Origin of the sequence: Pseudonocardia sp. 73-21 (assembly GCF_001899645.1) — a bacterium.
Classification (GTDB): domain Bacteria; phylum Actinomycetota; class Actinomycetes; order Mycobacteriales; family Pseudonocardiaceae; genus Pseudonocardia.
Genome location: NZ_MKVV01000081.1, coordinates 1 through 15,912, shown reverse-complemented (window position 1 = coordinate 15,912; position 15,912 = coordinate 1). Strand labels below are relative to the sequence as shown.

Genomic DNA, 15,912 nt, shown 5'->3' with positions numbered 1-15,912 from the left:
CATGGACACCGTTCTGGTTGTGGGCGGCGGGGCCGCCGGCTGCGCCGCCGCGATCCTGCTGGCCGAGCGCGGCGTCGCCGTGGAGCTCGTGGAGATCAAGCCGGTCGCCACCGCGCTCGGGTCGGGGATCACGTTGCAGGGCAACGCGTTGCGCGTGCTCGCGCAGCTCGGGGTGTGGGACGAGGTGGAGGCGGCGGGCTACGGGTACAACGAGCTGGGCCTGCGCACGCCCGACGGCACGGTGCTCGCCGAGATCCCCGACGCCCGCACGGGTGACCCCGACCTGCCCGCCACGCTGGGCATGCCCCGCCCGGAGCTGGCCCGGATCCTGCTGGACCGCGCCGCGGCGCTGGGCGTCAGGATCCGGTTCGGGACGAGCGTGCGGACGCTCGACCAGGACGCCGACGGAGTGGAGGTCACCTTCTCCGACGGCGGCAGCGGTCGCTACGACCTCGTGGTCGGGGCCGACGGCGTGCGGTCGGCGACCCGCGCGCTGATCGGTGTCGAGCTGGCGGCGAAGCCGGTCGGCATGGGGATATGGCGCGCGTTCACACCACGCCCGGAGTCGGTCGTGCGCACCGACCTCACCTACGGCGGCCCCTGCTACATCGCCGGCTACTGCCCCACCGGCGAGAACAGCCTCTACGCCTACCTCGTGGAGGACGCGCAGGACCGGGGCGCACTCACGGCCGACGAGCGGCTGGAGGTCATGCGCGGGCTGGCGGGGAACTACGGCGGCCCGTGGCACGACATCCATCCGCTGCTCACCGACCCGTCCACGATCAACTACACACACTTCGAGAGCCAGATGCTCGACGGCCCGTGGCACCGCGGCCGGGTGGTGCTGATCGGCGACGCCGTGCACGCCTGCCCGCCCACGCTGGCCCAGGGTGCGGCGATGGCACTGGAGGACGCGGCGGTGCTGGCCGAGCTGCTGCTGGCGGCCGACCGCTTCGACGAGAAGATCCTCGACGCGCTGGTGGAGCGCCGCGCCGCCCGCGCCCGCGAGGTGGTGGAGGCGAGCGTCCAGCTGGCGCAGTGGCTGCTCGATCACGAGCAGGGCGACGTCCCCGGGCTGATGCACCGCATCGCCACGCTGGTGAGCGTGCCCGCGTGAGCGGCGCCTCCGGCGCCCGTGCGCGGATATCAGTGCCAGAGCACGGATATCCGCGCACGACCGTTGTGGACGTCCACGCCCATGCGATCCTCGGTGCCGTCGAGGCCCTCGTCGCGGCAGACCCGCGTCTGGCCGAGCACAAGGCGCTCGATCTCCTGCGCAACGGCGCCGAGTCCTCGGTCGTGTCGGAGCGGATGGTGGCCGAGCGGATCCCGCTGCTCACCCGGCTCGACGCGCGGCTGGCCGCGATGGACGCCGCCGGCGTCGATGTCCAGATCGTCTCGGCGTCGCCGTCGCAGTACCACTACTGGGCCGATCCTGAGCTCGCCCGCACCCTGTTCGGGAGGGCGCACCGGAGCCTCGCCGAGCTGGTGGGGCAGGCCCCCGATCGGCTTCGAGCGCTCGGGCTGGTGCCGCTGCAGCACCCGGACCTGCTGGTCGAGGCCCTCGACGACGCGCTCGCCCACGGCCACGCCGGCGTGGAGATCAGCTCGCACGCACCCGGCGTCGAGCTCTCCGACGAACGGCTGGAACCCTTCTGGGCCCGCGCCGCCGAGACCGGTGCGCTGGTGTTCCTGCACCCCTTCGGCTGCACGCTCGACGAGCGGCTCGACCGGTTCTACCTGGCCAACTCGGTCGGGCAGCCCGTCGAGAACGCGGTGGCCCTGAGCCACCTGATCTTCGCCGGGGTGCTCGACCGGCACCCCGGACTGCGGGTGCTCGCCGCGCACGGCGGCGGCTACCTGCCGACGTTCCTCGGCCGCTCGGACCACGCGTGGGAGGTGCGGCCGGAGGCCCGTGGCTGCGCCGAGCCGCCGAGCTGCTACCTGCGCCGGCTGTGGTTCGACTCGCTCGTGCACACCCCCGACGCCCTGCGTGCCCTCGTCGCCGCCGCGGGGGCCGACCGGGTGCTGCTCGGCTCGGACTTCCCGTTCGACATGGGCGTCACCGACCCGCTCGACGGGCTCGCGGCCGCCGGGCTGACCGCCGACGAGCAGCACGCCATCGCATCCGGCAACGCCGCCGCACTCGGGCTCCGGCCCGTCGTCCTCGAGGAGAGCTCATGAGGCTGATCACCCACCTCCGTCACATCGACCTGGCCGTGCCCGACCACGGCCTCCAGCACGCCTTCTACACCGGCCACTGGGGCCTGACGGAGGTCGCGTCCGACTCCGGCATCTCGTTCCTCGCCGCCGAGGGCTCGCCCGAGCAGTACGTCGTGCGGCTGCGCCAGGCCGCCGACAAGCGCGTGGACCTCATCGCCTTCGGCGCCGCCACCCCCGCCGACGTCGACACGCTCGCGCTGCGGCTCGGGCGGGCCGGTGTGCAGATCGTCAGCGAGCCCGGCGCGATCACCACCCCCGGCGGCGGCTACGGCTTCCGGTTCTTCGACAACGAGGGCCGCACCGTCGAGGTCTCCGCGGACGTCGCGTTGCGCGAGCACCGGAGGATCGAGGAGGCGGAGTCGATCCCGGTGCGCCTCTCGCACGTCGTGCTGAACTCCGCGGACCCGGAGGGCACGGTCGCGTTCTACGAGAAGCACCTGGCGTTCGCGACGTCGGACGTGCTGATGCACCCGCGCATGGGCACCATGATGTGGTTCCTGCGCTGCAACGACTGGCACCACAGCTTCGCCGTCGCCCGCGGCCCGCACCCGGCGCTGCACCACGCGAGCTTCGAGCTGCGCGGCATCGACGAGTACATGCGCGGGACCGGACGGCTGCTGCGCGCGGGCGTCGAGAAGATCTGGGGGCCGGGCCGGCACAAGGCGGGCAACAACACGTTCTCGTACTTCCTCGACCCCCAGGGCAACACGCTCGAGTACACGACCGAGCTGGAGCGCCTCGACGAGGACACCTGGCACCCGGGCCTGCACGACTTCTCCGACCCGGGCGTCTCCGACCAGTGGGGCACCGCCAACGCGATGGACGAGTTCGTGGCCGCGAAGTCGTTCAACGACGTGGACAAGGGCCTCTTCGTCGCACCGCCGGTATGAGGGTGCTGGGGGCCGGGCTCGGCGGGCTGACGCTCGCCGCCGGTCCCGCGCAGCGGGCGCAGGAGGTCGACGTCGTCGGGCTGCGGACCGACCCCGTGCTCGGCGTCGGCCTCGACGTGCCGGCCAACGCGCTCCTGACGCCGACGTCCGAGGACGACCTGCTCGTCCTCGGCATGCCGGGCGCCATGCGTCGCCCGGCCGAGCCCTACTGACCGGTGGAGGATTCCCCGATGAACGAGTTCGAGCAGCAGGTGCGGTGGCTCGTCGACCGCGCGCTGATCTCCGACCTGCTGGTGGAGTTCGCCCGCGCCCTGGACGAGCGCGACTGGGAGGCCTACGGCGCCACCTACACCGAGGACGGCGTCCTGGAGATCGGTGACGCCGTCCGGTTGGAGGGCCGCGCGGTGATCCAGGGTGCGACGGCGTCGGAGCGGGGGGTGGGCGGGTACGCCGGCACGTGGCACGGCTCGTCCAACCACGCGATCACGATCGACGGCGACACCGCCACCACCCGCTCCTACCTGCACGGCGTGCACCTGCTGGGCGGCAGCACGTTCCACCACGCCGACGGCTCGGGCTGGTACGACTGCACGTTGCGCCGCACTCCCGAAGGCTGGCGCTTCACCCGCGTCCGTATCCACGAGGTGTGGCACGCGGGGGAGCCGCTGCCGCACGTCGCCCCGTCGACGGGGTTGCCGGCATGAGGTTCGCGACCGTGGCCGGGCCGCGTGCGGGTGTCGTCGAGGGCGAGCTCCTGTACCGGCTGCCCGCCGGCGTCACCGTGCTCGACCTGCTCCGCTCCGGCACCCTGCTCGAGGCCGGCGCGGCGGCCCTGGCGGCGGGTGACGCGGTCCCCCTCGCCGGGCTGCGGCTGCTGCCGCCGGTGGAGGCGCCGACCGTGCGCGACTTCGTCGCCTTCGAGGAGCACGTCGAGGGCGTCGTCCGGTCGGTGTCGGGGGACGCGGGCGTGGCGCCGGAGTGGTACGAGGCGCCCACGTTCTACTTCACGAACCCCTACGCGCTGGTCGGCGCGCACGACGACGTCGCGGTGCCGCCGGGCTGTTCCTCGTTGGATTTCGAGCTGGAGGTCGCCGCGGTGATCGGGCGCGTGGGCGAGGACCTGGGTCCCGAGGACGCCCGCGACCGCATCGCCGGCTACACCGTCCTCAACGACTGGTCGGCCCGCGACCTGCAGCGCCGCGAGATGAAGGTGAACCTCGGGCCGTGCAAGGGCAAGGACTTCGCCTCCACGCTCGGCCCGGTGCTCGTCACGGCCGACGAGTTCGTGCCCGACGCCGACGGCTTCCTCGCGCTGGAGATGACGGTGGCCGTCAACGGCACCGGGATCGGCCGCGACCTGCTGTCCAACATGGGCTGGCCGTTCGACGAGCTGGTCGCCTACGCCTCGCGCGGCACGCAGGTCCGGCCCGGCGACGTGCTGGGCTCGGGCACCTGCGGCAACGGCGGCTGCCTCGCCGAGCTGTGGGGCCGCGGCCGTGACATCCCACCGTTGCGGCCCGGCGACGTCGTCACGATGACGGTCGAGGGCATCGGGACCATCGAGAACCGGATCGTGCCCGGCGTCGCGGCCACCCCGATCCGGCCCGCCCGGGTGCGGACGCGCGCCCGGTCGTAGTCAGGCCAGGGGCATCGTGGCCAGCTGGGTCTTCGCGCCGTCGTCGCCGAAGACCATGTCCGACCATGTCCCACGTCAACGACGTGCGGGCCATGTTCGCGACGCTCGCGACGTACCCGTCGGTGGCGTAGACCCCGTCGTGGATCGCCTTCGGCAGGGCCAGCTGCGCCGAGGTGATGACGTTCGTCGGGGCCGTCGCCTCGGCGAGGGACGTGTGGACCTCGAAGTGCACGTGCGGCCGGCGGCCGGAGTGGGCGGGCGGGAAGATGCTGGTGGACGTGACGTCCCCGGAGGCGTCGGCGGCCTGCACGCCGCGCAGGTGGTTCTGGTCCTCGACGTCGTCGAGCGAGTACCTGCCGGCGCGGTCGCAGTGCCACGCGTACACCGCGGCGCCGGGCATCGCCGCGCCCCGCGACGTCGGTGGCCGTCAGCCGGATCGTCAACGGCACGCCGGCCGCCGTGCCCGACGACGAGCCGAAGCCGGAGGTGATGTCGCTGCGGACGATGCCGCTCCCGGTGAGCACGTTCGGCCGTCGTGTTGCAGGCCGAGGTCGTGCTCCTGGTGGTGGGTCACGCTGCGCTCCGGGACTGTCGGGAGCCCGCCCCGACTCCGTGATCACGGGCAGATGGTCGCCTGTCGATCGACCTCGACGACCATGTGCCCGTGATCGGCGCAGGAGGCGGTCAGGCCTGCACGGCCGCCGCGTCCAGAGGTTCGTGGGAGCCGCGGAGGCCGACGAACGTCACCACCGCCATCACCAGCGCGGCCACCCCCAGCATGCCGATCGCGACCTGCAGCCCACCCACGGCCGCGCCGATCGCGGCGATGAGCAGCGGGCAGAGGAACTGACCGATGAACAGCGTGCCGGTCCAGATCCCGGTGCCGCGGCCGCGCTGGGCGAACGTCAGGCGGTTCATCGCCCACGTCAGCAGCGTGGGCAGCAGCATGCCGGTACCGAATCCGGTGAGCAGGGAGCCGATCACGACCATCGGCAGGGTGCTCGCGGTGGCGACGAAGGCGAGACCCACGGCGATCAGGACGAACTGGACGGGCAGCAGGATGCGCGGCCCGCGGGCGGCGGTGCGCGAGAAGACCACGGCGCCCGCCGCGGTGGCCAACGACATCGCGGCGGACACGGCGCCGATGGTGCCGGGATCGCCGATCCCGAGACCGGTGAGCACATAGGACAGCTCGACGATCAGCGTGTAGAACCACACACCGCCCAGGAACGTGACGGCGCACGGTCCGGCGAGCGCCTTCCACGGCACCGGCTCCATCTTCCGGCGACCGGCCACCTTCTCGGCGACGGGCCGCTCCGGCTGCCACAGCGAGAACGCCATCGGGACGACGATCACGAGCGCCACGGCGTAGAGCCAGAACGGGGTGCGCCAGCCGGACGCGCCGAGCAGGCCGCCGACGGCGAAGAAGACGGTGGCGGCGACCGCCGCGAGCAGCGTCTGCAGGCCCAGGTAGCGACTGCGCTGCGGGCCCGACCAGTAGTCACCGATCAGCGTGGTGCAGCAGGTCATGATCGCGGCCTCGCAGATCCCGACCCCCACGCGGGTGGCCACGATCGCCCCCAGCGAGTCCAGGTACAGCGGCGCCGTGCCCAGGATCGCGTAGACGACCATCGCGACGAGCAGCAGCCTCTTGCGGTCCACGGCGTCGACGATGATCCCGGCGAACGGCGCGGTGAGCCCGATCATCAGGGCCGGCGCGGTGAGGGCGATCGGCACGAGCAGTTCCACCCCGGGGGAACCCGCGAAGTGGGCGCCGATCTGCGGCAGGACCGGCGCGATCAGCACCGACCCGAGGACGGACATGCTGCTGCCCGCGAGCAGCAGGACGAGCTGCAGGGGCCCGGCGACGGGCGTTCCCCCGCCGACCCGGTGCGCGGTGGTCTCGGCCATGGAGGTTCCTCAACTGTGAGTGGGGTGATGCGTCTCACGATTCGAGCACCTCGGCGGGCATCCGGGAACGCGATTCTTCGGATGCCCGGCATCAGCCCGCCTGATAGCCGTCGTCCGTTCGGTGGCGCCGGGGAAGGATGGCCCGATGTCCTCGCTCCGGCTCCGCCCGCCGCGTCCCGACGACGAGCGAGCCGTCCGCGCGGCGCAGCTCGAGCTGGCCGCCGACGCGTTCGAGTTCGCGTTCGGCCTCACCGGGAACACGCCCTGGACGCACGTCCTGGCCGAGTGCGAACGCCAGCACCGGGGGACCGACCTCCCGCCCGACCGGGTCCCGGCCACCTACCTCCTCGCGACCGTCGGCGGCGAGGTCGTCGGGCGCACCTCGATCCGGCACACGCTCGACGACCGGCTGCTCGCCGAGGGTGGCCACATCGGCTACGCGGTGCGGCCGGCCCACCGCCGACGCGGATACGCCACCGAGATCCTCCGGCAGTCGCTGATCGTCGCGCGGGCGTTCGGCGTCGACGCCGCGCTGCTCACCTGCGACGACGGCAACGTCGCGTCGGCGACGGTGATCGAGCGGTGCGGCGGCGTCCGCGACCCCGACCGACCCGGCGAACCACCGTTCCGTCGCTACTGGATCGCCTGACCCGCACGTCCGAGGTACCCATGATCAGCGGTTCGGTGCGGAAACGGCCAGATCTGGCCGGAAACGCGCCGAACGCCGGATCATCGCCGGCCTCGACACGGCATCAGTGCAGTGCGGGTGCCTGGATCGCCGTCATCACGCGCCGGACCGTCCCGTCCTTCTCCCCGACCGGCGCCACGTAGTGGACGACGTCGCGCGCCGCGGCGTCGCCGAGCATGCGGCTGACCACCCAGGCGGCGAGGTACTGCGACGCAAGACACTCACCCGCCGTCGCGATGGGGCCCTCGGCGTGGAACGGCGCGTCCAGCACCGTGAACCCGCGCTCCTCGGCCCACGGCCGGGTCGTCGTGTCGGTGCACACCGGCATCGACCCGAGCAGGCCGAGCCGGGCCAGCACCAGCGCCCCCGAGCACTGGGAGCCGATGAGCTGGCGCGTGGGGTCGAGGGTCAGGGAGTCGAGCAGTCCGCGGTCGGCCACGACGTCACGGGTGCGGATGCCGCTCCCGACGAGCACCGCGTCCGCCTCGTGACGAACCCCAGCGGGCGCTGGCCCAGCACCTCGACGCCGTTCAGCGACGTCACCGTCCGGGTGGGCGTGGTGATGTACGCCGTCAGCCCGGGCGCACGGTTGATCATCGCGGAGGCGATGAAGCTGTCGAGCTCGTTGAACCCGTCGAACGTCACGATGGCGACCTGCATGGGATCACCCTGGACGCCGGCCCGCAGGCGGTCAGTGGCCAATCCGCCGGCGGTGGACTGCGCCGATCAGCCGTGAGCCAGGTCGGCGAAGCGGCTGTAGTGCAGCTGGTGCGCCACGACGATGGTGTCGGTGGGGCCGTTACGGTGCTTGGCCAGGATCAGGTCGGCCTCGCCGGCGCGCGGGTCGTCGCGCTCGAACGCGTCGGGGCGGTGCAGCAGGATCACCATGTCGGCGTCCTGCTCGATGGAGCCCGACTCACGCAGGTCCGACAGCATCGGGCGCTTGTCGGTGCGCTGCTCGGGACCGCGGTTGAGCTGGCTCATCGCCACCACCGGCACCTCGAGCTCCTTGGCCAGCAGCTTGATCTGGCGGGAGAACTCCGAGACCTCCTGCTGGCGGGACTCGACCTTGCGGCCCGACGTCATCAGCTGCAGGTAGTCGAGGATGATCAGCTTGAGGTCGTTGCGCTGCTTGAGCCGCCGCGCCTTGGCCCGGATCTCCATCAGCGTGAGGTTGGGGGAGTCGTCGATGAACAGCGGCGCCTCGGAGATCTCGCTCATCCGCCTTGCCATGCGCGTCCAGTCCTCGTCGCTCATGCGGCCCGCACGCATGTCGCCCAGGCGGATGCTCGCCTCGGCCGACAGCAGGCGCATGACGATCTCGGACTTGCTCATCTCCAGCGAGAACACCGCGCTGGTCATGCCGTGCTTGATGGAGCAGGAACGGGCGAAATCCAGACCCAGCGTGCTCTTCCCGAGCCCGGGTCGCGCGGCCACGACGATCATCTGGCCGGGGTGCATGCCGTTGGTGACGGTGTCGAGGTCGAGGAAGCCGGTGGGCACGCCCAGCGCCATACCGCCGCGGGAGCCGATGGCGTCGATCTCGTCCATCGTGGGCTGCAGCAGCTCCTCGAGGACGACGTAGTCCTCCGTGGTGGAGCGTTCGGTGACCTCGTAGATGGCGGCCTGGGCGCGGTCGACCACGTCGTTGACCTCGGCACCGTTGTCGCCGTGGTAGCCCAGCTGCACGATGCGCGTGCCGGCCTCCACGAGGCGGCGCAGGATGGCCTTCTCGGCCACGATCTCGGCGTAGTAGGCCGCGTTGGCCGCGGTGGGCACCGTGGCGATCAGCGTGTGCAGGTAGGGGGCGCCGCCGAGGCGGATCAGATCACCGCGACGCTGCAGCTCCGCCGAGACCGTGACGGCGTCGGCGGGCTCACCCCGGCTGTAGAGATCGAGGATGCACTCGTAGACCGTCTGGTGGGCCGGCCGGTAGAAGTCGTCGGCGTGGAGCACCTCCACGACGTCGGCGATGGCGTCCTTGCTCAGCAGCATGCCGCCGAGCACGGACTGCTCGGCGGTGAGGTCCTGCGGCGGCTGGCGGTCGAACGTGCCGCCTCCGCCGCTGTCGCCGCCCTGCTCGACCGGACGGCCCGCGCGCGGACGCGCCCCGAAGTCGGTGTTGCGACCATCGCCGTTGCGTGGATCGCCGTTGCGTGAATCCGCACTGCGCACATCAGATTGGGTCATACTCTGCGTCACCCCCTTTGCCAGTGTATCGAACAGAGGTTCGATATGCTCGCGCCACTTCGGAGCGACGCCCCGGTGAACGACCGATGTCACCCGGGCCGGGTCCTCGTGCCTCGCGCGGCGACGTTAGGGACCGCCGGAGGCGTTGTCGAACCGTCCTGTGCACCGACCTGGGGACGGATTGGGGACGGAGCACCTCCGCCCCAGGACAGGGGTGGGAGCAACCTGTGGACGGCATGGGGACAACCCCGTCCTGCGTGACGTTTCCGCTGGTCAGCACCATGGTTCGGGATGTGGACAACTTTGCTCGTCCGACACGCCGAGGACGGTTTCACGGGCGTGTCGCGCACCGCCGGACCGCTTGTCCACCGAGCGCATCCACAAGGTCACTCGGCGACGCCGGCGTCACCTCCGGCGTGTCACCCGAACGGGGAGCAGGGGTGACCCAGCGACCCCGGAACATGAACAGGGGCGGAACCGGGGCTTGAAGCCCTGGTCCCGCCCCTGTCACGGAACGTTGCTGCTGGATCGTCAGCTGGCGACGACGTCGATCGCGAACTCGGTGGTGACCTCGGGGTGCAGGCGAACCGTGACCGCGTGCTTTCCCACGGTCTTGATCTGCGAGGACACCTCGACGGCGTGCCGGTCGAGCAGCGGACCGCCGGCGGCGCGCACGGCGTCGACGACGGCCGCCGGGGTGACCGAGCCGAACAGGCGACCGGAGTCGCCCGCCGCCTTGGCCTTGATGACGACCTTGAGGTCACCCAGCGTGCCGGCGACCTCCTTGGCGTGGCCGAGGTCGCGGATCGAACGGGCCTTCTGGGCCCGCGTGATGGACGCGACCTGCTTCTCGGCGCCACGGGTGGCGACGATGGCCAGCTTGCGCGGCAGCAGGTAGTTACGGCCGTAGCCGTCCTTGACCTCGACGATGTCGCCGGGCGCACCCAGGTTGGGCACGTCGCCGGTGAGGATGAGCTTCATGTGTCCCAATCCCCTTATCGCGCGGTGGAGGTGTAGGGCAGCAGGGCGACCTCGCGGGAGTTCTTGACCGCGACCGCAACATCACGCTGGTGCTGGCGGCAGTTGCCGGTGACCCGGCGGGCCCGGATCTTGCCGCGGTCGGAGATGAACTTCCGCAGCAGACCGGTGTCCTTGTAGTCGATGTCCTGTCCCTTGTCCTTGCAGAACGCGCACACCTTCTTCTTGGGCTTGCGCAGGACGGGCTTGGCCATGATGGGTACTCCTGGTGAGAAAAGACGGGTGTGGGGTTAGAAGGGAGGCTCGTCGTCGACGGCGGGACCGCTGCCGGCCGCGGGAGCGGAGCCCCACGGGTCGTCGGCAGGTGCTCCGCCCGAGGAGGAGGCGCTGGAATTGCCGCCCCCGCCGCCGAAGCCGCCCCCGCCGCCGCCGAAGTCGCCGCCACCGCGGCTGACCTTGTTGACCTTGGCCGTGGCGTACTTCAGGGACGGGCCGACCTCGTCGACCTCGAGCTCGACGACGGTGCGCTTCTCACCCTCGCGGGTCTCGAAGGACCGCTGCTTGAGCCGCCCCGTGGCCATCACACGCATGCCGCGGGTGAGCGTCTCGGCGACGTTCTCCGCCGCCTGCCGCCACACGTTGCAGCGCATGAACAGGGCCTCGCCGTCCTTCCACTCGCCGGACTGGCGGTCGAAGGTGCGCGGGGTGGCCGCCACGGTGAAGTTGGCGACCGCCGCCCCGGACGGGGTGAACCGCAGCTCCGGGTCGGCGGTGAGGTTGCCGACCACGGTGATGACAGTTTCGCCGGCCATCGTCGCGACTCAGCCGGCAGCCGGTGCGGCGGCCGGAGCGGACGCCGCGGCGACCGCAGCCGTGGCCGACGTGGCCGTGCGCGGTGCGCCGGCGGGCGCGGACGCGGGGGGCGACGACGGGGCGGCCGCCTTCTGGGCGCGGGCCTTCTTGGGCTCCCGGCGCAGGACCTTGGTGCGCAGCACGGACTCGTTGAGCCCGAGCTGGCGGTCCAGCTCCGAGATGGTGGCCGGCTCGCAGGCGACCTCGATGACCGCGTAGATCCCCTCGGCGTGCTTGAGGATCTCGAAGGCAAGACGACGCTTGCCCCACACCTCGATCTTCTCGACCGTGCCACCGTCGTTCTTGACGACGGTGAGGAACTGCTCCAGTGACGGCGTCACAGTGCGCTCGTCCAGACTGGGGTCGAGGATGACCATCAGCTCGTAATGACGCATGAGAACCACTCACCTCCTATGGACTCGAATCGGCCGCGGAGTGTCCGCGGCAGGAGGTTCTCACCGCGCACCGACAGAATCGGACCACCCGGTGGAGCTGAGGGGTTCGACAGCGGCATCCAGGAGGACGCCGGTCGGTGCGCGAAGCGCCCAGGCTACCAGCGGGAACACCTCGCCCCGCAGGCGGGCGGCCGGAGCGGGGACGGGATCGGGAGTGTCGGTGCCCGCCACTACGCTGGCGGCATGCTCATCGGCGCCCACGTGCGGGAGGACGATCCGGTGGTGTCCGCGGCCGAACGCGGCGCCGACATCATCCAGATGTTCCTGTCCGATCCACAGGGGTGGAAGAAGCCGCCGTCGCACCCCCAGGCCCAGGAGCTCCGCGACAGCGACGTCACCGTCGTCGTGCATTCCCCCTACGTGGTGAACCTGGCGTCGCTCAACAACCGCATCCGCATCCCGTCGCGAAAGATCGTCGTGCAGCACGCGGAGGTAGCCGCCGAGGTCGGGGCCATCGGGCTCGTCGTGCACGGCGGCCACGTCACGCAGGGCGAGGACGACGCCAAGGGCTTCGACAACTGGCGCAAGTTCGTGGAGCGCCAGCAGGCCGAGGGCGGCTTCGCGGTGCCGATCTTCATCGAGAACACCGCGGGCGGCGAGAACGCGATGGCCCGCAGCTTCGAGCAGCTCGCCCGGCTGTGGGACGCCGTCGGCGAGTTCGGGGTGGGGTTCTGCCTCGACACCTGCCACGCGTTCGCCGCCGGCCTGGAGCTGGTCGACGTCGTCGAGCGGGCGAAGGCCATCACCGGGCGCATCGACCTGGTGCACCTCAACGACTCCCGCGACGAGTTCGGCTCCACCCGCGACCGGCACGCCAACATCGGCAAGGGCACCATCTCGCCCGACGAGCTCGCCGCGGTGTGCGCCGCGGCCGGGGCACCCGTCGTCGTCGAGACGCCGGCCGAGGGCCAGGCCGCCGACATCGCCTTCCTGCGTGAGCGGCTGGCATGAGATGTCGGTCGTGACGCGGGCGGCGACGCCCGAGGCCGATGGCACGCCCCCGCTGCCGCCCCCTCCCCGGCGCCGCTCCTCGCCCACGGCGCTGATGCTGGTGGCGATCGTGGTACTCACCGGGCTCACCCTGCTGCTGGGCTACGCCAACAAGGCGCGGTGCGTCGGGCCCGAGTTCGACGCGCAGGGCCGCAGCGGGCCCGACTACATCCTCCGCGTCGACCGCGACGTCTGCTACTCCGACATCCAGTACCTGTGGCTCGGCCGCGACATCGACAAGCACGTCTTCCCGTTCGTGTCCGGCTCCATCACCCCCGACGGCGTGCTCGAGGGCGGCACCGTCGAGTACCCGGTGCTCACCGGGCTGCTGATGTGGGCGGGCGCGCTGTTCGCCCACAACGACGGTGAGTTCCTGCTCTACTCGGCACTGCTCATGGCCCCGTTCGGGCTGCTCACGGGCTGGATGCTGGGCCGGCTGGCACGGTGGCGGGCCCTGCTGTGGGCGATCGGGCCGCCGCTGGTGCTCTACGCGTTCCACAACTGGGACCTGCCCGTCGTCGCCACCGCGGTGGGCGCCGTCTTCGTCATGAACGGGTGGCGCACCGACCGCCCGCTGGCCGATCGCGCCGTGCTCGCGTCGGTGCTGCTGGGCCTGGGCTTCGCGTTCAAGCTCTACCCGGGCGCGTTCGTCCTGCCGCTCGCGCTCTACGTGCTGACGATGTCGCGGCCGGGCCGGCTCCACTGGTGGGGAGCCGTGCGGGTGGCGCTGGCCGCCTCCGTCACGGTCGTGCTGGTCAACCTGCCGTTCGCGCTGGCCGGCTACCAGGGCTGGCGGGCGTCGTTCACGTTCCAGGAGCTGCGCAAGGTCGACCTCACCACCAACTCCATCTGGTTCTGGGGTTTCCGCCCCGACTCCGAGCCCGACAACGTCGCGTTCCAGCACTGGGTCAACTGGCTCTCGCCCACGCTCGTCGTGGCCTCGTTCCTCCTCGCGGCGGCGGTGGGCCTGTGGCGGTGGAAGCGCTCGGGCGTCTACCCGTGGGTCGCCGTCAGCGCGGCCATGCTGTGCGGGTTCCTGCTGCTGCACAAGGTGCACTCGCCGCAGTACACGTTGTGGCTGCTGCCGTTCTTCGTGCTGCTCGCGGTGCCGTGGCGCTGGGTCGTCGGCTACCTGATCGTCGACGCCGTGATGGGCATCGGCATCTTCCGCTGGTTCTACGCGCTCAAGACCGGCGCCGGCGCGTCCGACATCGCGGCCGGGCTGGCGGCGCAGTCCGTGGCCGTCGGGGTCTGGGGGCGGGCGGCGCTGCTGGTGGTGCTGTTCGTGGTGTTCCTCGGGCTGCCCGACCGCCTGGCGGAGAGGACACCGCAGCGGGTATGACCCCTGCTCGTCGGGCCGGTGCCGCCGTGCTGGCCGCCTACACGGGCGTGGCGCTGTACGTGACGTGGGCGTGGTGGACACCGCTCGGCGGGCGGATCAGCGCCGTGAACACGCCCGACTCGGTGCTGTTCTCCTGGTTGCTCAGCTCCACCCCGCACGCCCTGGGCGCCGGCGAGCTCCCGCTCTACTCCGGCCTGCTCAACGCGCCCACCGGCATCAACCTGATGTGGAACAACGGGATGGTGCTGCCCGGCGTGCTGTTCGCGCCGGTCACCACGGTGTTCGGCGGGCCGGGCGCGGTCACCGTGATCACCACGGTGGGTCTGGCCGGGTCGGCCGCCACCGCGTTCGGCTGCCTGCGGGCACTGGACGTGCGGGTGCTGCCGGCGGCGCTGGGCGGCGCGCTGTTCGGTTTCTCGCCCGCGATGCTCGCACAGGCCGTCGGAGGCCACCCCGACCTCGTGTTCAACCTCCTCGTGCCGGTGATCCTGCTGCTCGCGCTCCGCGTCATGACGGGCGAGGGCAACCGGGCGGCCGTGCTGCTCGGCGTCACGGCCGGGGCGCAGGTGCTGATCGGCGAGGAGGTGCTGTTCGACACGGGGGTGGTGGTGGCACTGCTCCTGGTGGTGCTGGTGCTCGGCCATCCGCGGCGCGCCCGGGCCCGGGCCCGTGGGGTCGCCGGGCGGGCGGCGACCGCACTCGGCGTCTTCGTGCTGGTGGGTGGCGGGCCGCTCGCGTTCCAGCTGTTCGGCCCGCTCCGCCAGAGCGGCAGCCCGTTCACCACCTCCTACTTCTCCACCGACCTGCGGGGCCACGTGGTGCCCACGCAGCTGCAGGCGTTCGCGTCGGCGGCGTCCGTCGCGGAGTCTGCTCAGTTCCCCGGCGGGATCGAGGAGCGCACCGCCTACCTCGGCTGGCCGCTGCTCGTGCTCGCCGCGGTGGCCCTGGTCGTGCTGCGCCGCAACGCCCGCGTGCGGACCGCTCTGCTCCTCGCGCTGCTGGTGGCCGTGCTGGCGCTCGGCGACGAGCTGACGGTCGACGGGAAGGGCACCGGCATCCCGCTGCCGTGGGCGCTGATCACGGAGCTGCCCGGGTTCGAGCACGTGCTGGCCGACCGGTTCGCGCTGTTCACCGCGGGTCTGCTGGGGGCGGCGCTGGCCTTCGCCCTGGACGCCGCGCATGCCCGGGTCCCGAGCGGTGTCGCGGTGGGCGCGGCGGTGCTGGCCCTGGTGCCGCTCGTGCCCGCACCGTTCCCCGGTGACGACGTGTCCCCGGCACCCGCGTTCTTCGCCCGCGGGGCGGCCTGCTCGGGCGGCACGCTGCTCGTGCTGCCCTTCCCCGGTCCACAGACCACGTCGACGATGCTGTGGCAGCAGGCGGCCGGGCTGTCGTTCGCGATGCCGGGTGGCTACTTCATCGGCCCCGCGTCCAACGGGCGCGCCTACGTCGGCGGGCAGCCCAGCGTCACGGGCCGGCTGTTCGACGCCGTGCGTGCCGACGGAGTGGTCCGGCCCGTCACGCCCGCCCTGCGCACGGCGTTCGCAGCCGACATGGACCGCTGGCGCCCCTGCGCGGTGGTGCTGGGGCCCAGCCGCAACCTCGACTCCCTGCGCGACCAGGCCACGGCGCTGCTCGGCCGCGAACCGGACGTGGTCGACGGTGTGTACCTGTGGCGGGACCAGGATCCGTCAGACACTCGCTAGTGTCCTGAGTCATTAGTTTGTGGTCGATTGCTAGCGTGTGGCATGGCCGAACGG

Annotated in this window: 17 protein-coding genes and 1 pseudogene; 10 read left to right on the top strand and 8 right to left on the bottom strand. The window is 71.9% G+C overall.

The window, feature by feature from the left end:
- The first annotated feature begins 1 nt into the window (after position 1).
- Genes BGP03_RS25420 through BGP03_RS25395 form a run of 6 tightly spaced genes read left to right on the top strand, consistent with a single transcriptional unit; the run spans position 2 to position 4,749 of the window.
- On the top strand, positions 2 to 1,117 hold the full coding sequence (locus BGP03_RS25420) for an FAD-dependent monooxygenase (protein ID WP_296370596.1): 1,116 nt from the start codon (positions 2 to 4) through the stop codon (positions 1,115 to 1,117).
- Positions 1,114 to 2,184 (top strand): amidohydrolase family protein, encoded by a 1,071-nt coding sequence (locus BGP03_RS25415; RefSeq protein ID WP_298799423.1) that lies wholly within the window; start codon positions 1,114 to 1,116, stop codon positions 2,182 to 2,184. The genes BGP03_RS25420 and BGP03_RS25415 overlap by 4 nt, the downstream gene beginning before the upstream one ends.
- Positions 2,181 to 3,113, top strand: a complete 933-nt coding sequence (locus BGP03_RS25410) for a VOC family protein (RefSeq protein ID WP_298799424.1) — start codon at positions 2,181 to 2,183, stop codon at positions 3,111 to 3,113. Before BGP03_RS25415 ends, BGP03_RS25410 begins: the two co-directional genes overlap by 4 nt.
- Positions 3,110 to 3,325: a hypothetical protein gene (locus BGP03_RS25405; RefSeq protein WP_296370599.1), complete on the top strand. Its 216-nt coding sequence runs from the start codon at positions 3,110 to 3,112 to the stop codon at positions 3,323 to 3,325. Before BGP03_RS25410 ends, BGP03_RS25405 begins: the two co-directional genes overlap by 4 nt.
- A gap of 18 nt (positions 3,326 to 3,343) precedes the next feature.
- Positions 3,344 to 3,817: a nuclear transport factor 2 family protein gene (locus BGP03_RS25400; protein WP_296370600.1), complete on the top strand. Its 474-nt coding sequence runs from the start codon at positions 3,344 to 3,346 to the stop codon at positions 3,815 to 3,817.
- A complete protein-coding gene (locus BGP03_RS25395; RefSeq protein WP_296370601.1) occupies positions 3,814 to 4,749 on the top strand; it encodes a fumarylacetoacetate hydrolase family protein in 936 nt (311 codons plus the stop codon). Before BGP03_RS25400 ends, BGP03_RS25395 begins: the two co-directional genes overlap by 4 nt.
- Positions 4,750 to 5,433: 684 nt before the next feature.
- Here BGP03_RS25395 and BGP03_RS25390 read toward each other — a convergent pair.
- Positions 5,434 to 6,660, bottom strand: coding sequence for an MFS transporter (locus BGP03_RS25390; protein WP_298799425.1), 1,227 nt, complete (start codon positions 6,658 to 6,660; stop codon positions 5,434 to 5,436).
- A 145-nt stretch (positions 6,661 to 6,805) separates the two neighbouring features.
- On the opposite strand from BGP03_RS25390, the gene BGP03_RS25385 reads away from it, so the two are divergent.
- Complete coding sequence (locus tag BGP03_RS25385; RefSeq protein ID WP_296370603.1) at positions 6,806 to 7,309, top strand: GNAT family N-acetyltransferase; 504 nt, start codon at positions 6,806 to 6,808, stop codon at positions 7,307 to 7,309.
- A gap of 103 nt (positions 7,310 to 7,412) precedes the next feature.
- On the opposite strand, the gene BGP03_RS25380 is transcribed toward BGP03_RS25385, so the two are convergent.
- The 7 genes and pseudogenes from BGP03_RS25380 to rpsF all read right to left on the bottom strand — a co-directional run.
- On the bottom strand, positions 7,413 to 7,787 hold the full coding sequence (locus BGP03_RS25380; protein WP_298799426.1) for a hypothetical protein: 375 nt from the start codon (positions 7,785 to 7,787) through the stop codon (positions 7,413 to 7,415).
- The gene (locus BGP03_RS25375; protein WP_298799427.1) at positions 7,757 to 8,008 is read right to left on the bottom strand and encodes a hypothetical protein; all 252 of its coding nucleotides are present in this window, start codon (positions 8,006 to 8,008) and stop codon (positions 7,757 to 7,759) included. Before BGP03_RS25375 ends, BGP03_RS25380 begins: the two co-directional genes overlap by 31 nt.
- A gap of 66 nt (positions 8,009 to 8,074) precedes the next feature.
- Positions 8,075 to 9,538 (bottom strand): replicative DNA helicase, encoded by a 1,464-nt coding sequence (gene dnaB / locus BGP03_RS25370; RefSeq protein ID WP_296370605.1) that lies wholly within the window; start codon positions 9,536 to 9,538, stop codon positions 8,075 to 8,077.
- A 531-nt stretch (positions 9,539 to 10,069) separates the two neighbouring features.
- On the bottom strand, positions 10,070 to 10,519 hold the full coding sequence (gene rplI, locus BGP03_RS25365) for a 50S ribosomal protein L9 (RefSeq protein WP_296370606.1): 450 nt from the start codon (positions 10,517 to 10,519) through the stop codon (positions 10,070 to 10,072).
- Between the two features lie 14 nt (positions 10,520 to 10,533).
- The gene (gene rpsR / locus BGP03_RS25360) at positions 10,534 to 10,770 is read right to left on the bottom strand and encodes a 30S ribosomal protein S18 (protein ID WP_296370607.1); all 237 of its coding nucleotides are present in this window, start codon (positions 10,768 to 10,770) and stop codon (positions 10,534 to 10,536) included.
- 36 nt (positions 10,771 to 10,806) lie between these two features.
- Complete coding sequence (locus tag BGP03_RS25355) at positions 10,807 to 11,328, bottom strand: single-stranded DNA-binding protein (protein ID WP_298799428.1); 522 nt, start codon at positions 11,326 to 11,328, stop codon at positions 10,807 to 10,809.
- A gap of 159 nt (positions 11,329 to 11,487) precedes the next feature.
- Positions 11,488 to 11,763 (bottom strand): annotated as a pseudogene (rpsF, locus tag BGP03_RS25350) (30S ribosomal protein S6); the annotation flags it as partial.
- Positions 11,764 to 12,006: 243 nt separating this feature from the next.
- On the opposite strand from rpsF, the gene BGP03_RS25345 reads away from it, so the two are divergent.
- From BGP03_RS25345 to BGP03_RS25335, 3 genes are read left to right on the top strand one after another with little or no spacing between them, the layout of a single operon-like run.
- Positions 12,007 to 12,774, top strand: a complete 768-nt coding sequence (locus tag BGP03_RS25345; protein ID WP_298799429.1) for a deoxyribonuclease IV — start codon at positions 12,007 to 12,009, stop codon at positions 12,772 to 12,774.
- Complete coding sequence (locus BGP03_RS25340) at positions 12,758 to 14,155, top strand: hypothetical protein (RefSeq protein ID WP_363094466.1); 1,398 nt, start codon at positions 12,758 to 12,760, stop codon at positions 14,153 to 14,155. The genes BGP03_RS25345 and BGP03_RS25340 overlap by 17 nt, the downstream gene beginning before the upstream one ends.
- A complete protein-coding gene (locus BGP03_RS25335; protein WP_298799430.1) occupies positions 14,152 to 15,858 on the top strand; it encodes a hypothetical protein in 1,707 nt (568 codons plus the stop codon). Before BGP03_RS25340 ends, BGP03_RS25335 begins: the two co-directional genes overlap by 4 nt.
- Positions 15,859 to 15,912: the final 54 nt, after the last annotated feature.

Coding starts and splice junctions, on each gene's coding strand:
- BGP03_RS25335 (WP_298799430.1), top strand. CDS start 14,152: ATGACCCCTGCTCGTCGGGCCGGTGCCGCCGTGCTGGCCGCCTACACG.
- BGP03_RS25355 (WP_298799428.1), bottom strand. CDS start 11,328: ATGGCCGGCGAAACTGTCATCACCGTGGTCGGCAACCTCACCGCCGAC.
- rpsR (WP_296370607.1), bottom strand. CDS start 10,770: ATGGCCAAGCCCGTCCTGCGCAAGCCCAAGAAGAAGGTGTGCGCGTTC.
- BGP03_RS25410 (WP_298799424.1), top strand. CDS start 2,181: ATGAGGCTGATCACCCACCTCCGTCACATCGACCTGGCCGTGCCCGAC.
- BGP03_RS25395 (WP_296370601.1), top strand. CDS start 3,814: ATGAGGTTCGCGACCGTGGCCGGGCCGCGTGCGGGTGTCGTCGAGGGC.
- BGP03_RS25420 (WP_296370596.1), top strand. CDS start 2: ATGGACACCGTTCTGGTTGTGGGCGGCGGGGCCGCCGGCTGCGCCGCC.
- BGP03_RS25345 (WP_298799429.1), top strand. CDS start 12,007: ATGCTCATCGGCGCCCACGTGCGGGAGGACGATCCGGTGGTGTCCGCG.
- rplI (WP_296370606.1), bottom strand. CDS start 10,519: ATGAAGCTCATCCTCACCGGCGACGTGCCCAACCTGGGTGCGCCCGGC.
- BGP03_RS25405 (WP_296370599.1), top strand. CDS start 3,110: ATGAGGGTGCTGGGGGCCGGGCTCGGCGGGCTGACGCTCGCCGCCGGT.
- BGP03_RS25385 (WP_296370603.1), top strand. CDS start 6,806: ATGTCCTCGCTCCGGCTCCGCCCGCCGCGTCCCGACGACGAGCGAGCC.
- BGP03_RS25400 (WP_296370600.1), top strand. CDS start 3,344: ATGAACGAGTTCGAGCAGCAGGTGCGGTGGCTCGTCGACCGCGCGCTG.
- BGP03_RS25390 (WP_298799425.1), bottom strand. CDS start 6,660: ATGGCCGAGACCACCGCGCACCGGGTCGGCGGGGGAACGCCCGTCGCC.
- dnaB (WP_296370605.1), bottom strand. CDS start 9,538: ATGACCCAATCTGATGTGCGCAGTGCGGATTCACGCAACGGCGATCCA.
- BGP03_RS25375 (WP_298799427.1), bottom strand. CDS start 8,008: ATGCAGGTCGCCATCGTGACGTTCGACGGGTTCAACGAGCTCGACAGC.